Annotated in this window: 18 protein-coding genes; 4 read left to right on the forward strand and 14 right to left on the reverse strand. The window is 74.1% G+C overall.

From position 1 onward, the window contains the following. The first annotated feature begins 294 nt into the window (after positions 1–294). Positions 295–1,551, forward strand: a complete 1,257-nt coding sequence (phoH2, locus tag JOF41_RS35030; protein WP_244992795.1) for an RNA 5'-3' helicase PhoH2 — start codon at positions 295–297, stop codon at positions 1,549–1,551. Between the two features lie 46 nt (positions 1,552–1,597). On the opposite strand, the gene JOF41_RS35035 is transcribed toward phoH2, so the two are convergent. The 3 genes from JOF41_RS35035 to pdxR form a co-directional block, all read right to left on the reverse strand. Next, positions 1,598–3,037 (reverse strand): GuaB1 family IMP dehydrogenase-related protein, encoded by a 1,440-nt coding sequence (locus JOF41_RS35035; RefSeq protein WP_189224412.1) that lies wholly within the window; start codon positions 3,035–3,037, stop codon positions 1,598–1,600. A gap of 46 nt (positions 3,038–3,083) precedes the next feature. After that, positions 3,084–4,634, reverse strand: coding sequence for an ATP-dependent DNA ligase (locus JOF41_RS35040; RefSeq protein WP_209623881.1), 1,551 nt, complete (start codon positions 4,632–4,634; stop codon positions 3,084–3,086). 85 nt (positions 4,635–4,719) lie between these two features. Then, the gene (pdxR, locus tag JOF41_RS35045) at positions 4,720–6,090 is read right to left on the reverse strand and encodes a MocR-like pyridoxine biosynthesis transcription factor PdxR (RefSeq protein ID WP_209623882.1); all 1,371 of its coding nucleotides are present in this window, start codon (positions 6,088–6,090) and stop codon (positions 4,720–4,722) included. 47 nt (positions 6,091–6,137) lie between these two features. On the opposite strand from pdxR, the gene JOF41_RS35050 reads away from it, so the two are divergent. Further along, entirely contained in the window at positions 6,138–7,106 is a 969-nt protein-coding gene (locus JOF41_RS35050; protein ID WP_209623883.1) for an EamA family transporter, read from the forward strand. 261 nt (positions 7,107–7,367) lie between these two features. Here the strand turns inward: JOF41_RS35050 and JOF41_RS35055 are convergent, their stop codons facing one another. Then, a complete protein-coding gene (locus JOF41_RS35055; RefSeq protein WP_209623884.1) occupies positions 7,368–8,762 on the reverse strand; it encodes a class II fumarate hydratase in 1,395 nt (464 codons plus the stop codon). A 64-nt stretch (positions 8,763–8,826) separates the two neighbouring features. On the opposite strand from JOF41_RS35055, the gene JOF41_RS35060 reads away from it, so the two are divergent. Further along, positions 8,827–9,798, forward strand: coding sequence for an NAD(P)/FAD-dependent oxidoreductase (locus JOF41_RS35060; RefSeq protein WP_209623885.1), 972 nt, complete (start codon positions 8,827–8,829; stop codon positions 9,796–9,798). Positions 9,799–9,832: 34 nt separating this feature from the next. Here JOF41_RS35060 and JOF41_RS35065 read toward each other — a convergent pair whose 3' ends face one another. The 7 genes from JOF41_RS35065 to JOF41_RS35095 all read right to left on the reverse strand — a co-directional run bounded on the left by JOF41_RS35065 (position 9,833) and on the right by JOF41_RS35095 (position 14,667). Beyond that, positions 9,833–10,261 (reverse strand): L,D-transpeptidase, encoded by a 429-nt coding sequence (locus JOF41_RS35065; protein ID WP_209623886.1) that lies wholly within the window; start codon positions 10,259–10,261, stop codon positions 9,833–9,835. Between the two features lie 95 nt (positions 10,262–10,356). Next, positions 10,357–11,118, reverse strand: coding sequence for a S1 family peptidase (locus JOF41_RS35070; protein WP_209623887.1), 762 nt, complete (start codon positions 11,116–11,118; stop codon positions 10,357–10,359). 122 nt (positions 11,119–11,240) lie between these two features. Continuing rightward, the gene (gene glpX, locus JOF41_RS35075; protein WP_209623888.1) at positions 11,241–12,296 is read right to left on the reverse strand and encodes a class II fructose-bisphosphatase; all 1,056 of its coding nucleotides are present in this window, start codon (positions 12,294–12,296) and stop codon (positions 11,241–11,243) included. Between the two features lie 47 nt (positions 12,297–12,343). Beyond that, entirely contained in the window at positions 12,344–12,553 is a 210-nt protein-coding gene (locus JOF41_RS35080) for an exodeoxyribonuclease VII small subunit (RefSeq protein WP_189224420.1), read from the reverse strand. Continuing rightward, complete coding sequence (locus tag JOF41_RS35085) at positions 12,550–12,954, reverse strand: sugar ABC transporter substrate-binding protein (protein WP_189224421.1); 405 nt, start codon at positions 12,952–12,954, stop codon at positions 12,550–12,552. Before JOF41_RS35085 ends, JOF41_RS35080 begins: the two co-directional genes overlap by 4 nt. Continuing rightward, positions 12,935–14,179 carry an exodeoxyribonuclease VII large subunit gene (xseA, locus tag JOF41_RS35090; protein WP_189224422.1) on the reverse strand — a complete coding sequence of 415 codons (1,245 nt, stop codon included), beginning with the start codon at positions 14,177–14,179 and terminating at the stop codon, positions 12,935–12,937. Before xseA ends, JOF41_RS35085 begins: the two co-directional genes overlap by 20 nt. Beyond that, complete coding sequence (locus JOF41_RS35095) at positions 14,176–14,667, reverse strand: lipid droplet-associated protein (RefSeq protein ID WP_209623889.1); 492 nt, start codon at positions 14,665–14,667, stop codon at positions 14,176–14,178. Before JOF41_RS35095 ends, xseA begins: the two co-directional genes overlap by 4 nt. A 64-nt stretch (positions 14,668–14,731) precedes the next feature. Here JOF41_RS35095 and JOF41_RS35100 point away from each other — a divergent pair, with 64 nt between their 5' ends. Next, positions 14,732–15,676, forward strand: coding sequence for a 4-hydroxy-3-methylbut-2-enyl diphosphate reductase (locus tag JOF41_RS35100; protein ID WP_209623890.1), 945 nt, complete (start codon positions 14,732–14,734; stop codon positions 15,674–15,676). Positions 15,677–15,714: 38 nt separating this feature from the next. Here the strand turns inward: JOF41_RS35100 and JOF41_RS35105 are convergent, their stop codons facing one another. From JOF41_RS35105 to JOF41_RS35115, 3 genes are read right to left on the reverse strand one after another with little or no spacing between them, the layout of a single operon-like run. Continuing rightward, a complete protein-coding gene (locus JOF41_RS35105; RefSeq protein WP_209623891.1) occupies positions 15,715–16,578 on the reverse strand; it encodes an aminoglycoside phosphotransferase family protein in 864 nt (287 codons plus the stop codon). A gap of 56 nt (positions 16,579–16,634) precedes the next feature. Continuing rightward, positions 16,635–17,330, reverse strand: a complete 696-nt coding sequence (locus tag JOF41_RS35110) for a DUF6542 domain-containing protein (protein WP_189224426.1) — start codon at positions 17,328–17,330, stop codon at positions 16,635–16,637. Positions 17,331–17,382: 52 nt separating this feature from the next. Beyond that, on the reverse strand, positions 17,383–18,324 hold the full coding sequence (locus tag JOF41_RS35115; RefSeq protein WP_209623892.1) for a DNA recombination protein RmuC: 942 nt from the start codon (positions 18,322–18,324) through the stop codon (positions 17,383–17,385). Positions 18,325–18,400 lie beyond the last annotated feature (76 nt).

An 18,400-nucleotide genomic window follows, 5' to 3' on the forward strand; every position in this document is an offset into this window, starting at 1 on the left:
CCGCGTCCACTGCGGACCGCGCAGGGAGGCCCTGATCGTGGCTGTGGTGAGCGCGAGGGGGCCGGCACCCGGCCCTCGTGGTCGGAGCACCTGAAACGGGTGGTCCGACCGATCGGGGTGGTGCCTGGCCCAGCGAGGAGCGGACGCGGGTGCCGCGTTCGTGAAGGAGTTGCCGTGAACGCACGACGACCCGCGAGCCGTTCCTCAGGCTCATCGCGCAGCACGTCCCGGCGCCGCGGCGCGCCCACCACCCACACCTACGTGGTGGACACCTCGGTGCTGCTGTCCGACCCGATGGCCACGGCCCGGTTCGGCGAGCACGAGGTGGTCCTCCCGCTCGTGGTGATCAGCGAGCTGGAGGGCAAGCGCCACCACCCGGAGCTGGGCTGGTTCGCCAGGGAGGCGCTGCGCCTGCTCGACGACCTGCGGCTGGAGCACGGCCGCCTGGACGCACCGGTGCCGATCGGCGAGGACGGCGGCACCCTGCGCGTCGAGCTCAACCACTCCGATCCGGAGGTGCTGCCCGCGGGTTTCCGCACGGACTCCAACGACGCCCGAATCCTGGCCTGCGCCCTCAACCTGGCCGCCGAGGGGGCCGCGGTCACCCTGATCACCAAGGACATGCCGCTGCGCGTCAAGGCGGGCGCGGTGGGCCTGGCGGCCGAGGAGTACCGCGCCCTCGACGTCACGCTGTCGGGCTACACGGGGATGTCGGACGTGGACGTGGACCAGTCCGTGGTCGACGCCCTGTACCGCGAGGGCACCGTCGACCCGACCGCGTTCGACCTGGCCCACGTGGCGGAGCTGCCCTGCCACAGCGGCCTGCGGCTGCTCGCGGGCACCGCCAGCGCGCTGGGCCGGGTCACGCCGGACAAGCGGGTCCGGCTGGTGCGCGGCGACCGCGAGGCGTTCGGGCTGCACGGCCGCTCCGCCGAGCAGCGCGTGGCGCTGGACCTGCTGCTGGACACCGAGGTCGGCATCGTCTCGCTGGGCGGACGGGCGGGCACCGGCAAGTCGGCGCTGGCGCTGTGCGCGGGCCTGGAAGCGGTGATGGAGCGCAGGCAGCACCGCAAGGTCGTGGTGTTCCGGCCGCTGTACGCGGTCGGCGGGCAGGACCTGGGCTACCTGCCCGGCTCCGAGAGCGAGAAGATGCAGCCATGGGCGCAGGCGGTGTTCGACACCCTGGGCGCCCTGGTCAGCCAGGACGTGGTCGAGGAGGTCATGGACCGCGGGATGCTGGAGGTCCTGCCGCTGACCCACATCCGCGGCCGGTCGCTGCACGACTCGTTCGTCATCGTGGACGAGGCGCAGTCGCTGGAGCGCAACGTCCTGCTCACCGTGCTGTCCCGGCTCGGCTCCGGGTCGCGGGTGGTGCTCACGCACGACGTGGCGCAGCGCGACAACCTGCGGGTCGGCAGGCACGACGGCGTGGCGGCGGTCATCGAGAAGCTCAAGGGCCACCCGCTGTTCGCGCACGTCACGCTGAGCCGCTCGGAGCGGTCGCCGATCGCCGCGCTGGTCACCGAGATGCTGGAGGACTACGCCCCCTGACCCGACCGGGTGGCCTCTCCCGCGCCGGGGGAGGCCACCCGCCACGTCACCAGCCCGAGGGCAGGGGCCGCCCCTCGGCGAAGCCCGCGGCGGACTGGATGCCCAGCGTGGCCCGCTCGTGGAACTCCTCCAGGGTGTTCGCGCCCGCGTAGGTGCACGCCGAGCGCACCCCCGCGGTGATCGAGTCCAGCAGGTCCTCCACGCCCGGCCGGGTCGGGTCCAGCCGCATCCGGGAGGACGAGATGCCCTCCTCGAACAGGCCCTTGCGGGCCCGGTCGAACGCGCTGTCGGTGCGGGTGCGGGCGGTCACCGCGCGCTTGGAGGCCATGCCGAAGGACTCCTTGTACAGCCTGCCCGCCTCGTCGCGCTGCAGGTCGCCGGGCGACTCGTAGGTGCCCGCGAACCAGGAGCCCACCATCACGCTGGACGCGCCCGCCGCCAGCGCCAGCGCCACGTCGCGCGGGTGCCGCACGCCGCCGTCGGCCCACACGTGCTTGCCCAGCGCGCGCGCCTGGGCGGCGCACTCGGCCACCGCGGAGAACTGCGGCCTGCCCACACCGGTCATCATCCGCGTGGTGCACATGGCGCCCGGCCCGACGCCGACCTTGACCACGTCGGCCCCGGCCTCCACCAGGTCGCGCACGCCCTCGGCGGTGACCACGTTGCCCGCCACCACCGGCACCGTCGGGCCCGCCGCGCGGACCGCGCGCAGGGCGGTGATCATCTTCTCCTGGTGGCCGTGCGCGGTGTCCACCACCAGCGCGTCCACGCCCGCCTTGAGCAGCGCGGCCGCCTTGGCGCCCACGTCGCCGTTGACGCCGATGGCGGCGGCCACCCGCAGCCTGCCCTCGGCGTCCAGCGCGGGCGCGTAGACCTCGGCGCGCAGCGCGCCCAGCGCGGTCATCACGCCCCGCAGGCGGCCCTGCCCGTCCACGCCCAGCGCCACCCGCTGGGTGCCGCCGTTGAGCCGGTCGAACACCTCGCGCGGCGCGGTGTCCAGGGGCAGCGCGAGGAACCGCTCGTCGGCCACGTCGCCGAGCCGGGTGAAGCGGTCGACCCCGGTGCACGCGGCCTCGTCGACCACGCCCGCCGGCCTGCCGTCCTCGTCGACCACGACGACCGCGCCGTGCGCCCGCTTGTGCAGCAGGTTCACCGCGTCGGCCACCGAGTCGCCGGCGGTCAGCACCAGCGGCGTGTCCCACACCGGGTGCCGCTCCTTGACCCAGGAGACGATCTCGGCCACCGCGTCCGGGGCCACGTCCTGCGGCAGGACGACCAGGCCGCCGCGGCGGGCCACGGTCTCGGCCATCCGGCGGCCCGCGACCGCGGTCATGTTGGCCACCACGATCGGGATGGTCGCCCCGGTGCCGTCCGCGGTGGACAGGTCGACGCCGAACCGGGACTCCACGGCCGAGCGGCCGGGCACCAGGAACACGTCGTCGTAGGTCAGGTCGTAGCTGGGCCGATGCCCTTCGATGAATCGCACGAGAACCTGACGATACCCGCGCGAACGGCGATGCGCGCCGTTCCGGTCAACTCCGCCGCGCGCCCGGCAGCAGCGCCCGCACGGCGTCGATCGTGTCGGCCTCGGCGGCGTCCTTGTCCGGCCGGTAGCGCACCACCCTGGCGAACCGCAGGGCCACCCCGCCGGGGTAACGCGGGCTGACCTGCACGCCGTCCAGTTCGATCTCCACCACCACCTCGGGGCGCACCAGCACGCCCCACGGCGGGCGCTGCACCGCGATGGCCCCCAGTTCGCGGGTCTGCCAGGCCAGCAGCTCGTCGGTGAGCCCCTTGAACGTCTTGCCCACCATCACCGGCGGGCCGCCGTCCGGGTCGCGCGCGCCCAGGTGCAGGTTGGACAGCAGGCCGCGGCGCCTGCCGCTGCCCCACTCCACGCCGAGCACCACCAGGTCCAGCGTGTGCACCGGCTTGACCTTCTGCCAGGCCCGCCCCCGCCTGCCCGCCGCGTACACCGACTCCAGCGACTTGACCACGACGCCCTCCTGGCCCGACGCCAGCGCGTCGTCCAGGACCTCCGCCGCGCCCGGCTCGTCGGGCTCCACCGCGCCGGGGATGACGTGCCCGGCCGCCACCCGGCGCAGCGCCGCCCGCCGCTCGCGCAGCGGCGCGTCGAGCAGGTCCACGCCGTCGAGGTGCAGGCAGTCGAAGAAGAACGGGCTGAGCAGCAGCTCGCGCGCGTCCCCCTCCGACGTGCGCCTCTTCGCGGAGGCGGCGTCGAGCAGAGCGCCGAAGCGGCTCATCGTCTCCTGGAACGGGCGCGGCTTGCCCTCGTCGGTCAGCGCCAGCGTCTCCCCGTCGAGCACCACCGACTCGCACGGCAGCCCGCGCACCAGCTCGACCAGCTCGGGCACGGTCGCGGTGACCTCGCGCAGGGTGCGGGTGAACACCCGCACCTCCCGGCCGGACCGGTGCACCTGGATGCGAGCGCCGTCGAGCTTGTGCTCGACCACGCACGGCCCCAGCTCGGCCAGCGCCCCGCCCAGCGACTCGGCGGGGGAGGCCAGCATCGGCCGGACCGGGCGGCCCACCTCCAGCCGCACCGCGGCCAGCGCCCGCTCACCGCCCGCCATCGCCGCCGCCGCGGTCTCCGGCAGCTTCCCGGAGAGCATGAACGCCCGCCGCACCACCTCGCCGGGCACGTCGGCGGCCCGCGCGACGGCGTCGAGCATCACCCCCTCCAGCGCGCCCTGCCGCAGCTCACCGGTGAGCAGCCTGCGCAGGAAGTCCTGCTCGGCCTCGGTGGCCCGGCCGAACAGCGAGGTCAGCAGCGCCGCCCGGCGCTGAGCCGAGCCCTTGCCGCCGATCGCGGCGAACTCGCCCAGCGCGGCGTCCACCTCGGCCACGGTGAGCGCGGGCTCGGCGGCGGGCGGCACGACCAGGTCCAGCACGGTGCGGAAACCCGCTCCGATGCGGCCCTGGCTGGGCACGCCGACCAGGAACGACACCACCGCTGGCGTGCTCATCCGGCGGATCAGCGCGGCCAGGGCATCGACCTTGGCCAGGCGGGAGCGCGTCGCCGCGACCGCGGCGGAGGTCTCGACGACTTCGGCGAACAGCACGGTGACCATGGTGCACCGGGGCACCGACAAAAGCCGGTCGGGCAGCCGGTCGGGCAGCCGGTCGGGTAGCCGGTCAGGCAGCCGGTCAGGCGCAGTCGCGCAGCTCCCGCACGGCCGCGCGCAGCCGGTCCGGGCTGGTCGCCGCGTAGCCGAGGACCAGTCCGGGGAAGATCGGCGCGCGGCTGTAGCCGCTGAGCGCGAACACGTGCACGCCGCGCCGGGCCAGCCGGTCGCGCAGCGCCGCGTCGTCGGTGCCCTCGGGCAGCCGCAGCACCACGTGCAGCCCCGCCGCGACGCCGATCGGCTCCCACGACGGCAGCAGCCGGGCCAGCTCGTCCAGCAGCGCGTCCCGCCGCACCCGGTACAGCTGGCGGGTGCGGCGCAGGTGCCGGTCGTAGCCGCCGGTGCGCAGCAGCTCCGCCAGCGCGGCCTGGTGCAGCGTGCCGGTGCCCAGGTCCGTCAGCGTCTTGCCGCGCACCACCGGCCCGGCCAGCGCGGGCGGCAGCACCAGCCAGCCCAGCCGCAGCGCGGGCGCCAGCACCTTGCTGGCGCTGCCCTGGTAGACCACCTGCGACGGGTCCAGCGCCTGCATCGCGCCCAGCGCGGGCCGGTCGTAGCGGTGCTCGGCGTCGTAGTCGTCCTCCACCACGAACCCGTCGCGCTCCCGCGCCCACTCCACCAGCGCCCGCCGCCGTTCCGGGTGCAGCACCACGCCAAGCGGGAACTGGTGCGCCGCCGTCACGAACACCACCCGGCAGTCCGTTGTGGACAGAGCGTCGACACGCAACCCCTTCTCGTCCACGGGGATTCTCTCCACCCGCAGCCCCTGCGCCGCCAGCGTCTCCTCGGTGCCGAAGTGGCCCGGCTCCTCGACCGCGGCGCTGACGTGCCCGAGGTCGCGGAAAACCCGGCCCAGCAACGAGATCGCCTGCGCCGCGCCGTTGGTGACGACCACCTCCGACGGCCGCGCCGCCACCGCCCGCACCCGGCCCAAGTAGTCGGCGAGCTCCGCGCGCAGTCCGGGGAAACCCGCCGGGTCGGGGTAGCCGAGCTCCTCGGCGGTCAGCGCGGTCAGCGCGTTCCTCTGCGCCCGCAACCACTCCTCGCGCGGGAACCCGCTCAACGCGGGCACACCGGGACGCAGGTCGTAGCGCCACCGGGGCGCGGTCTCGGCTTCTGCGATGGCCCCGGCGCGCGGGAAGGTCGCGGCGACCGTCGTGCCCGACCCCCGCTTGGCCACCAGGTAGCCCTCGCCCGCCAACTGCTCGTAGGCCGCCGTCACGGTGCCGCGCGCGACGCCGAGCTGGGCGGCGAGGTCGCGGCTGGACGGCAACCGCGTACCGGGCGCGAGCCTGCCGTCGCGGATGGCCCGGCGCAGCTCGGCCTCCACCCCGCGCCGCCGCCCGGCCGACGCGGGCAGCAGCAGCTCCCGGAAAGTGGTCCAGTTCGCGGCCATCGAAGTGGAGCTTAAAGGTGGTCCACTTCACCGGAAAGGTGGCCGTCATGAGAATCGCTGTCACCGCGGGCGCGCTGAGCGCGGTCATCGTGGGCGCGTCCGTCCCTGTCTCCGGAATGCTCCAGGACTACCCGCTGCTGTCCGGTCAAGCCCTGCGCTACCTGCTGGGCGGGCTGGTGCTGCTGGCGTGGACCGCGATGCGCGGCAAGCGCTTGCCCCTGCCGTCCGCGCGCGACCTGCCCGCGCTGTTCGGCCTGGTGGCCACGGGCATGCTGGGGTTCAACGCCTGCCTGGTGCAGGCGCAGGCGTTCGCCGAACCGGGGTTCGTCGCCGCGGTGCTCGGCACGTCACCGCTGGTGCTGGCGCTGGCCGCCCCGCTGGCGGCGGGACGGCGACCCGCGCCCGCCGCGGTGGCCGGGGCCGCGGTGGTGGTCGGCGGCGTGGTGCTGCTGTCCGGTGGTGGGGCGTGGCACGGGCCGGGACTGCTGCTGGCGCTGCTGACCACGGCGGGCGAGGTGTCGTTCACCCTGTTCGCGGTGGGCGTGGTGCGGCGGCTCGGCGGGGTCGCGGTGGCCACGTGGTGCTGCTTCATCGCGGCGGGCGCGGGGGCCGTGCTGGGCACGTTCGTCGGCGGCTGGCAGGTGCCGACCGTCCGCGAGGGGGTGGCGCTGGTGGTGCTCGGCACGGTGCTGACCGCCGTGGCGTTCGGCCTCTGGTACCACGCCGTGGCCCGGCTGGGCGCGGACCGGGCCGGGGTGCTGATCGGCCTGATGCCGGTGGCGGGCCTGGCCGCCTCCGTCGCCCTGGGCGTCCAGCAGCTCACCCCGCTCAACACCTCCGGCGCACTCCTCGTCGCCCTCGGCTGCGCCGTCGGCCTGCGCCACCCCACCCCCCACCCCCTGCCGACTCAAACACCCACACCCCCCACCCCGCCCCTCCCCGTCACAACTCACCCATCCGCCCCGCGTGTCGCACTCCCCCTCGCGCGAGTCGAACGCTCAGACACCCTGAACTGAACATTCGCGCACCCCGCCCCGCACTTTTGCGCTCTGTCAGGCGCTTTCGTGCCTCTCGGGCGGTACTTACCGACCTTCCCGCCCCCGTCGGGTGGTACTTGCCGACGCAGCAGGGCGGCGCGCGCGAAGCGGGGTGCCCGCGAGCGCCGCCCTTGGCGACCTGCCGCGCGGCGAGCGCGCTCTCCAACTCCGAACGCAGAACTCAGGGGTCCTGAGCGTTCGACTCGCGGTACCTGAGCGTTCGACTCGCGGGGGAGGGGGTCAGCGGCCGCCGCGGGCCATGCGGAGCACGTCGAGGGCCTCGTCCAGCTGGGCCTCGGTCAGCTTGCCCGGCACGTGGCCGCGCTCCAGCACCACCTCGCGGATGGTCTTGCGCTCCTTGAGCGACTGCTTGGCGATCGACGCCGCCTCCTCGTACCCCAGGTACCGGTTGAGCGGCGTCACGATCGACGGCGAGGACTCGGCGTACTCGCGCATCCGCTCCACCTGCGGCTGCGCGCCGACCAGCACCTTGTCCGCCAGCAGCCGGGCGACGGCGGCCAGCAGCCGGGCCGATTCCAGCACGTTGCGCGCGATCACCGGCAGCATCACGTTGAGCTGGAAGTTGCCCTGCGACCCGGCGAAGGCCACCGCCGCGTCGTTGCCGATCACCTGGGCCACCACCATCATCGCGGCCTCGGGGATCACCGGGTTGACCTTGCCGGGCATGATCGACGAGCCCGGCTGGAGGTCGGGCAGCGCCAGCTCGCCCAGTCCGGTGCGCGGGCCCGAGCCCAGCCAGCGCAGGTCGTTGGCGATCTTGAACAGGCTCACCGCGGTCGCCCTGAGCTGCCCGGACACCTCGACCACGCCGTCCTGCGTGGCCTGGGCCTCGAAGTGGTCGCGCGCCTCGGTCAGCGGCAGGCCGGTCACCGCCGCCAGCTCCGCGGACACCGCCGCGCCGAAGCCGGCGGGCGCGTTGAGGCCGCTGCCCACCGCGGTGCCGCCGATGGGCAGCTCGGCCAGGCGCGGCAGGCTCGCGGTGAGCCGCTCCACGCCGTGCCGGACCTGCGTGGCCCACGCCCCGACCTCCTGGCCCAGCGTGATCGGCACCGCGTCCATCAGGTGCGTGCGACCGGACTTGACCAGCGAGGTCCAGTCGGCGGCGCGGGCATCCAGCACGTCAGCCAGGTGCTCCAGGGCCGGGATGACGTCCCGCGCGACCGCCTCGGTCGCGGCTACCCGCAGTGTCGTGGGGAAGGTGTCGTTGGACGACTGGGAGGCGTTGACGTGGTCGTTGGGGTGCACGTCGCGGCCGAGCGCGCGGCTGGCCAGGGTGGCGATGACCTCGTTGGCGTTCATGTTCGACGAGGTGCCCGACCCGGTCTGGAACACGTCCACCGGGAAGTGCGCGTCGTGCTCGCCCGCCGCGACCTCGTCGGCCGCCGCCGCGATGGCCCCGGCCAGGTCGGCGTCGAGCACGCCCAGCCGCTCGTTGACCCGCGCCGCCGCCGCCTTGAGCAGGCCCAGCGCCCGGATCTGCGCCCGTTCCAGGCCCCGACCCGAGATCGGGAAGTTCTCCACCGCGCGCTGCGTCTGCGCCCGCCACAGCGCGTCGACCGGCACCCGGACCTCACCCATCGTGTCGTGCTCGACGCGGTACTCCTGTTCACCCATGTCACCGAGTTTGGACCCGGACGAGGCACTGGGCACAGTGGCCATGAACACCTAAGGTCGAGGAATGGACCTCCAGGTCGACTTACTGGTCGTCGGCGCGGGCCCCACGGGGTTGTTCGCCGCCTACTACGCCGGGTTCCGGGACCTGTCCGTCGCGCTGGTGGACGCCCTGCCCGAGGCGGGCGGCCAGATCACCGCGATGTACCCGGAGAAGATGATCTTCGACGTGGCCGGCTTCCCCGCTGTGCGCGGGCGCGAGCTGGTCGCCGGGCTGGTCCAGCAGGCCGCCCAGTGGAACCCCGTCTACCTGCTCGGCCGCCAGGCCCGCACGCTGTCCACTGTGGATGGCGGTGTCGAGGTGGGGCTGGCCGACGGCGCCGTGGTGCGCGCGGGCGCGGTGCTGATCACCGCGGGCATCGGCGAGTTCCGGCCCCGCCCGCTGCCCGCCGCCGAGGGCTGGCTGGGGCGCGGGGTGGTGCACTTCGTGCCGGTGCTCAACGCCCACACGGGCCAGGACGTGGTCGTGGTCGGCGGCGGCGACTCGGCGTTCGACTGGGCGCTGGCGCTGGCCCCCATCGCGTCCAGCGTCACCGTGGTGCACCGGCGCTCGACCTTCCGCGCGCACCCGCCGACCGTGCGCCAGGTGCGCGACCTGGGCGTGGAGATCATCACCGACGCCCAGGTGGCGGAGCTGCGCGGCGGCGAGTCGGTGGAGGAGGTGGAGCTCTCGCTCAAGGGCGGCGACCGCAAGGTGCTGCCCGCGCAGACCGTGGTGGCGGCGCTGGGCTTCACCGCCGACCTGGGGCCGATCGAGTCGTGGGGGCTGGAGCTGGACCACCGCGCCATCGCCGTGGACACCACCATGAAGACCGCGCTGGACCGGGTGTACGCGGCGGGCGACGTGGCGGCCTATCCGGGGAAGGTGAAGCTGATCGCGACCGGGTTCGGCGAAGCGGCCACGGCGGTCAACAACATCGCGGTGGCGCTCAACCCCGAGGCGCACCTGTTCCCCGGCCACTCCAGCAACGAGGGGTGAGCCCGTCGCGGGCCCACCCCCGTCGCCGTCGCGGTCACCGCACCACCTGCACCTGCTCACCGGGGAACAGGTTGGCGTAGAACGTGGCCGCGGCCTCGTTCGACAGCCGCACGCAGCCGTGCGACTGCTCGGTCAGACCGCCCTCGTGGAACGCGATGCCGTCCGTGGTGAAGTAGACCGCGTGCGGCATGGGCGCGTTGTAGGGGCGGCTCCAGTCGTTCCTCACCTTGCGCAGCACGGGGAACGTGCCGGTCGGTGTCTCGTACCCCGGCCGCCCGTGGGCCACCGGGACCGGGCCGTAGCTGGCTTCGCCCCGGTAGACCAGCCACGCCTGGTTGGTCGACAGCCGCACGCACGCGCCGTCGCGGATGGAGCAGGGCGTGCCGGTCGCCGCCGAAGCGGGTGCCGCGAAGCCGAAACCCAGTGCCAGCGCGGCGATCGCCGCAGTGCTGAGCGTCTTCATCTGCTATCACCCCTTTCCGGTTGGCTACCCGCCTCCGCGGCGGTCGAACCCCCGTGTTCCCAGCGGCGGCCTGACGTCCACAGTGGACTACCGAACTACACGGTTCCCGCGTACTGGCCGATCCACGAGCGGAACGCGGGCACGTCCAGGTAGATGGACGGGGCGGTGGCGCAGGTGGTGCTGTTGTTGCCCGCGCGGCTGGTGGCGCCGATCAGCTGCCACGTGCCGCCCACGGACTTGATCTGCGGGCCGCCCGAGTCGCCGTAGCAGGCGCCAGCCCTGCCGCCGGGGTTGCTGGTGCAGATCTCCCCCGGACCGTAGATGCCCGAGCAGCTGCTGTCCGACACGATGGAGGTGTTCAGCTCCTGCAGGGTGACCGGCGCGCTGCCGCAGCCGCGCGGGGCGCAGGTCTGGCCCCAGCCGATGATCCGGGTGGCGGTGCCCACCGGGCCGGACTCGGCGGCCACCGCGATCGGCGCCTGGCCCACCGAGGTGGCCAGCCGCACCAGCGCGATGTCGTAGCTGGAGTGGGTGACGACCTGGGCGCCCGAGGCGACCGTGCCGCCGCTGGTGCGGCTGGTGGAGCCGATCCGCGCGCGGATCGAGGACGCCGAGCGGCCCTCCACGCAGTGCTTGGCCGTGACGACCCAGTTGGCCTTGATCAGCGAGCCGCCGCAGAAGTGGCTGCCCGAGGTGCTCTGCAGGGACACCATGAACGAGTAGGTCTGCGTGGCGTTGCCGCCGCCGACGATGAACGGCGTGACGCCGCCGTCCTCCGTCGCGGAAGCCCCGGCGGTGGACGCGAGCGCCGCGCCCATCGCGACGGCCAAGGCGGTGAACAGGGTGCGAACCTTCATCACTTCCTCTCCTCCTCCGGCGCAGGGGGCCGGAGGATTATCGGAAGGTAAGGAGGCGCAGCCCAGCGTCACCACCTACTTACGACCGGTAGTTACGCTTGACGGTTAACTCGTGGCGGCGGTTACGGCAGCGGGGGGAGGGCGTTCTCGTCCCGGGGCAGGATGTCGAAGTCCACCGAGGCGTACTCGCGCAGCTTGGTGAGGCGGTGGAAACCGTCGATCATGCGCACCGTGCCGGACTTGGACCGCATCACGATCGACTGGGTGGTGCAGCCGCCCGCCCGGTAGTGCACGCCGCGCAGCAGGTCGCCGTCGGTCACCCCGGTGGCGCAGAAGAACACGTTGTCGCCGCGCACCAGGTCGTCGGTGGTCAGCACGCGGTCCAGGTCGTGACCGGCGTCCAGCGCCTTGCGCCGCTCCTGGTCGTCCTTGGGCCACAGCTTGCCCTGGATCTCCCCGCCCATGCACTTCAGCGCCGCGGCGGCGATGATGCCCTCGGGCGTGCCGCCGATGCCCACCAACAGGTCGATGCCGGTGTTCGGGCGGGCCGCGGAGATCGCGCCCGCCACGTCGCCGTCGGAGATGAAGTGGATGCGCGCGCCCGCCTGGCGGATCTCGCGCACCAGCGACTCGTGCCGGGGGCGGTCCAGCACGCACACCGTCACGTCGGACACGTCGCTGTGCTTGGCCTTGGCGACCCGCCGGATGTTCTCCGCGATCGGGGCGGTGATGTCGACGACGTCGGCCGCCTCCGGGCCGACCGCCAGCTTCTCCATGTAGAACACCGCGGACGGGTCGAACATCGCGCCGCGCTCGGCCACCGCGAGCACCGCCAGCGCGTTGGGCATGCCCTTGGCCATCAGCGTGGTGCCGTCGATCGGGTCCACCGCCACGTCGCAGGCCGGGCCGTTGCCGTCGCCGACCTCCTCGCCGTTGTAGAGCATCGGCGCCTCGTCCTTCTCGCCCTCGCCGATGACCACCACGCCGGACATGGAGACGGTGCCGATGAGCTTGCGCATCGCGTCGACCGCCGCGCCGTCGCCGCCGTTCTTGTCGCCCCGGCCCACCCAGCGGCCCGCGGCCATCGCGGCGGCCTCGGTCACCCTGACCAGTTCGAGCGCGAGGTTCCGGTCGGGCGCCTCACGACGGCGCTCGGACGGGCTGCTGCTGGACACCATGCGCTCCTCCTGCGATTACCGGCCGGTAGACCAATCCTCGCACGGGATCACACCTCGGCCACGTCCTCCTCGGCCACGGCGAGCGCTTGATCGATCCGCTCGCGCGCGCCCGCGAGGTGCCGCTCGCAGGTCCTGGCCAGCTGCTCGCCGCGCTCCCACAGGGCAAGCGACTCCTCCAGCGACAGGCCGCCCGCCTCCAGCCTGCGGACCACCTCGACCAGCTCGTCCCTGGCCGCCTCGTACCCCGGCTCGCTCACCTGGACAGGTTCCCCAATCGGTTGCGGACGTGCACCACGACGGTCGCCACGGCCTGGTCGTAGCCGATGAACGCCTCCGCGAACTCGGCCCCGTCACCCTCCCGCACCGCGTCGTCGATGCGGTGCTCGGCCTCGGCGACCCGCTTGCGGTGCACCGAGCCGTGCGACAGCCACCAGCGCGTGCCTGCGTAGCCGCCGGTGGCCTCGGACAGGTCGTGCAGCCGGTTGATCAGCGCCTGCCTGCCCGACGTGCAGCCCGCGACCAGCGCCAGCCAGCAGTCGGCGGCGGCGCGGTCGGCGGCCTCGGCGCTGCCGCGCACGTGGCGCACCGCCTCGTCCCGAGTGTCGCAGGCGGCCATCGTCAAGGGCAGGAACGTGGGCTCACGTGCCGGGTTGGGCACCACCACCTCCTTCCTCGACGACCGCGTGCACGGCCCCATCAGCCAGGCGAATCCTCAGTCGGGTGCCCGCGGGCGCGTCGGTGGTCGAGCGGACCACCCCGTCGACCCCCTGCGGGGTCACGACCTGCACCACGGCATACCCACGGGCCAGCGTGGCGGCCGGGCCCAAGGTCGTCAAGCGCGCTGTGGTCGCGGCGAGTCCCGCCTGCTCTGAATCGAGTCGGACGCGGACCGCGCGCAGCGCGTGGTCGCGCAGCCGCCCGACCTCCTCCGCGCGCCGCTGAAGCGGCCCGTGCGGGTCGGAAAGCGCAGGTCGGGTGCGCAGCGCGTCGAGCAGCTTGCGCTCCCGGTCGACCCACCCGCGCAGCGCGCGGCGGCTCCGGTCGCGCAGCTGCCGGACCCGCTCGGTCTCCTCCGCCACATCCGGCACCACGCGCTTGCCCGCGTCGGTCGGTGTGGAGCAGCGCACATCGGCCACGTGGTCCACCAGCGGCGTGTCCGGCTCGTGCCCGATCGCGGACAGCACCGGCGTGCGGCACGCCGACACCGCCCGGCACAGCGCCTCGTCGGAGAACGGCAGCAGGTCCTCCACGCTGCCGCCGCCCCTGGCCAGGATGATCACGTCCACCTCGGGGTCGCGCTCCAGGGTGGACAGCGCGGTGAGGATCTCCGGCACCGCCGACGCCCCCTGCACCGCGACGTTGACCACCCGGAACCGCGCGGCGGGCCAGCGCGCGCGGGCGTTGGTCAGCACGTCCCGCTCGGCCGCCGACGCGCGCCCGGTGATCAGGCCGATCTTGTTCGGCAGGAACGGCGGCCTGCGCTTGCGGCGCGGGTCGAACAGGCCCTCGGCGGCCAGCAGCTTGCGCAGCCGCTCCACGCGCGCCAGCAGCTCGCCGACGCCGACCGCGCGGATCTCGTCCACCCGCAGGCTCAGCGTGCCCCGGTTGGGGAAGAAGTTGGGCCTGCCGTGCACCACCACCCGGCTGCCCTCGGCCAGCTGCACCTCGCGCACCAGGCCGACCGGCGCGGTCAGCGTCATGGACATGTCCACCGACGGGTCGCGCAGCGTCAGGAACGCGGTCGACGTGCCGGGGCGGGCGCTGAGCTGGGTGACCTGGCCCTCGACCCACACCTCGCCCAGCCGGTTGATCCAGTCGAAGATCTTGCGCGCCACCGTGCGCACCGGCCACGGGTTCTCCGCGGTGGACTTCTCGTCCGTCACGACTGCGCGCGCAGGTTGGCGATGCGGCGCGAGAGCATCCCGGTGAACTCGGGGCGCGCGGCGTGCGCGCGCTCGTGCGCCAGCAGCGACTCCAGGTCCGCCAGGCTCAGCCCGCGCAGCTTGGCGCGCAGCTGGGGCAGCGTGAGCGAGTCGTAGTCCAGCAGCGCCGCGGGCGGCTCGGCGGCCAGGGCGCGCTCCTCCTCGGCCCACGGGTCGGCCCCGGCCGCAGCGTCCTCGCCGTCCTCGTCGTCCTCGTCGAAGGTGGCCCACTCCGGCTCGTCGTCGGCGGGCCGCAGCGCGGACAGCGCGTCGTCGCCCTTGATTGCGAGTTCGGTCACCGTCTGCTGCACCCGCATGGACAGCTGCAGCGCCTCGCTGACGACCGTGACCGGCAGTCCCACGAGCTGACGCGGGAGCTTGCGGGCCTGCTCGACGGCGGTGACCGCCAGTCCCGCGGCGACGCGGACGGGCAGCGGCAGTGGCTTCATGGGCCCTAGCCTGCCCCAGTCGGGCGGCCGATGCCTAGGCGCGCGCCGCCCGTACCCTGGAGGCATGGACAAGCGAGTGCTCCTGGCCAAGCCCCGCGGCTACTGCGCGGGCGTGGACCGTGCCGTGGTCACCGTCGAGAAGGCGCTGGAGCAGTACGGCGCACCGGTGTACGTGCGCAAGGAGATCGTCCACAACAAGCACGTGGTGGAGACGCTGTCCAAGCGGGGCGCGATCTTCGTCAACGAGACCGACGAGGTGCCCGAGGGCGCGCTCGTGGTGTTCTCCGCGCACGGCGTGTCGCCCGCGGTCCACCAGGAGGCGGCGGCGCGGCAGCTGCGCACCATCGACGCGACGTGCCCGCTGGTCACCAAGGTGCACAACGAGGCGAAGCGCTTCGCGCGCGAGGACTACGACATCCTGCTCATCGGCCACGAGGGGCACGAGGAGGTCGAGGGCACCGCGGGCGAGGCCCCGGAGCACATCCAGCTCGTGGACACCGCCGAGGACGTGGACAAGGTCGTGGTGCGCGATCCGTCCAAGGTGGTCTGGCTGTCCCAGACCACCCTGTCGGTGGACGAGACCATGGTGCGGGTGCGGCAGCTCAAGGAGCGCTTCCCGGACCTGCAGGAGCCGCCGTCGGACGACATCTGCTACGCCACGTCCAACCGGCAGACCGCGGTCAAGACCATGGCGCCGGAGTGCGACCTGGTGCTGGTGGTCGGGTCCAAGAACTCGTCGAACTCGGTGCGGCTGGTCGAGGTCGCGCTGCAGGCCGGGGCCAAGGCCGCCTACCTGGTCGACTACGCCCGCGAGGTGGACCCGGCGTGGCTGGAGGGCGTCACCACGGTCGGCGTGACCAGCGGCGCGTCCGTGCCGGACATCCTGGTCATGGACCTGCTGGAGTTCCTGGCCGGGCACGGCTACGGCGAGGTCGAGGAGATCACCACGGCCAACGAGAAGCTCGCCTTCGCGCTGCCCCGCGAGCTGCGCAAGGACGCCGTCCGCTAGGGCTCTGGCGCTAGGGCTCTGGCGCTAGGGCTCTGGCGCTAGGACTCTGGCGCGGTCGACTCGCGGATCGCGCGCCTGGCCTGCGCGGCGATGGCGGGGTTGGTGTCGCGGTAGTACGGGAGCTGGATCAGCGCCATGGACAGGGCGCGCCCGCGTCCCCTGGTCCAGGTCGCCTCGTCCGGCGCGAGGGCGGCGCGGAACGCCTCCCGCGCGCTCGGGGTGAGCAGGTACCAGGCGGCGATCAGGTCGCAGGCCGGGTCGCCGACGCCCGCGGTGCCGAAGTCGATGACCGCGGCGAGCCGGTCGCCCGAGGTCAGCAGGTTGCCCGGCATCAGGTCGGCGTGGACCCACACCGGCGCGCCCGTCCAGGCGGGCGCGGCCAGGGCTTGCTCCCAGACGGCGGTGGCGGCGTCGGCGTCGATCTCGCCGCGCAGTGCCCGGATGGCTTCGCGGGTCGGCGCGTCGAGGTCGCGCAGGGGCCCGCCGCGGTGGGCGTCGGGCGCGCCCTCGGGGTCGGCCCGGTGCAGCGCCGCGAGGAAACCGGCCAGGTCGCGGGCGAGGGCTTCGCCACCGGTCCGCGGGGGCTGGCCGTCCAGCCAGCGGCAGACCGACCACGGCCAGGGGTAGTGGTCGGCGGGCTCGCCCCGGCCGAGCACCTCGGGGACCGGGACGGGCAGCAGCGGGGCCAGGCGGGGCAGCCAGCGGTGCTCCTTGGCCACGTCCGAGACGCCCCATGGGACGCGCGGCAGCCGCACCACCAGCTCGTCGCCGAGCCGGAACAGCGCGTTGACCGTGCCGGTCGAGGCCACGGGCGTCAGGTCGAGGTCCGCCCACCGGGGGAACTGCCCGGCGAGCAGCCGCCGCACCAGGCCCACGTCCACGGCCAACTCCCCGACGTGCACCCCACCCCCCTAACGCAACACGTGTCGCCTTACCACGCGCGAACCGAGCGTTCGGGTCAGTCGTCGTCGCGGGGGCGCGGGCGGCGCGGGCGCTCCGGGCGTCGGCCGGACGACCCCGGCCGGTCGGCGCCGGAGCGCGGCTTGCGGGGCCGGTCCGCGTCGGCGGCGGGCTTGCGGCGCGGCGGGGCGTCGGGGTCGCGCGGACGCCGGGGGCGCTCCTCCTCGACGACCTCCCGCACCACCGCCGGGGGCTCCTCGGCCGGGTCCTCGTCCTCGGCCCGCCGGTTCGGGTCCTTCTGGGTGAACACCCGGTAGATCCCGATCAGCACCGTGCACGCCGTGGTCAGCGCCATCGCCGGGAAGCCGTCGATCAGCGGCTTGCCCAGCGTCAGCCCCACCGAGGTCAGCCCGCCCGACGGGAACCCCTGGGTGACCAGCACGACCAGCGGCACCACGATCGCCAGCACCAGCGGCGGCTGCACCACCGGGCCGAACATGGACCGGCGCTCGACGAGCACCACCGCGCCCACCGCGCCCGCGAAGAAGGTGATCCCGAAGATCCAGCCGACCGTCCTGCTGGAGCTCACGTCGATGAACGTGCCGATGGTGGCCAGCGCGAACGCGCCGAGCACCGCCGCCCACCAGGGCAGGCCGCGGAACGTGCCGAACATGGCGCGGTCGTTCCAGCGGACGGGTTCGAAGTCCTCGTCGTCCTCCGGCTCGCCGCGCCGGTCGCGCGTTGCAGCGGTCACGAACACTCCTCGTTCGGGTGAGACCTGGTCGGCACACGGTAGCCGACTGTTGTTACGCCTCGCGGGCGTCCAAGGGTGCACCGAGTTCGGCCTGCTCGTCCGCGCGCCGCACCAGCGGCACCGGCGTCGGCGTGCCCGACGCGGCGCTGAGCGGCTCCACCGCGGCCCGGAAGCCCTCCAGCGCCTCCAGCTCGCGCCGCCGCGCCGACAGGAAGCGCTGCAGGTGGGTGCTGGACAGGTTGACCGCCTCGACCGCCGAGTCCGCCGCCCGGTGCGCGCGCCCGGCCTGGGCGCGGACCTGCTCCACGTCGTCGGCCAGCGCGCGGTCGGTCGCCGCGAACATGGCCGCCGAGGCGAGCACCGCGAACCCGGTCGGGCCGCACAGGAACACCCGGCGGTCCAGCAGCCAGCGCAGCAGCTCGGGGTCGGTGTCCATGGCCGCCACCACCGCCCCGTCGTTGGGCACGAACATGATCGTGCCGTAGATGGCGTCCGCCCAGCGCTGGTAGCCCTTGCCCGCCAGCTCCGCGGCCCGCGCCCGGATGTGCCGCACGTGCACCCGCAGCGCCTCGGCGCGCTCCCGCGGGTCGTCGGTCTCCACCGCCTCGGCCCACAGCGCCAGGCTCATCTTCGCGTCCACCGGCACCCGCCTGCCGCCACCGACGGTGAGCACCATGTCCGGCCGCACGGAGCCGCCGCCCGCCACGTCGACCTGGAGCTCGAAGTGCAGGCCCTCGCGCAGCCCGAGCGCGCGCGCCGTCTCCACCAGCACCCGCTCACCCAGCTCGCCCCGGCCGCTGACCGACGAGAACGCCACCTCGTAGCGCTGCAACGCCACCTGCTGCGCGTCGGCGCGCGCCCGTTCCTGCTGGACGGCCAGGAGCGCGACGTCGGTGCGCCGCACGGCGTCCTGGTAGAGCCGCCACAGGAAGACCAGCGCCCCCGCGAGCAGGAGGGCCACGACCACCGCCGCCGTGCTGAGGACCGCTGTCACGCCCCGATCATGCCGGGAACGCGCGATCGAACGACACGCCGGGGCCGGTGCGCGGCCCGGCGGGTGCTCCCCCCTA

The sequence above is a fragment of the Saccharothrix coeruleofusca genome, from assembly GCF_017876325.1.
Classification (GTDB): Bacteria; Actinomycetota; Actinomycetes; order Mycobacteriales; family Pseudonocardiaceae; genus Actinosynnema; species Actinosynnema coeruleofuscum.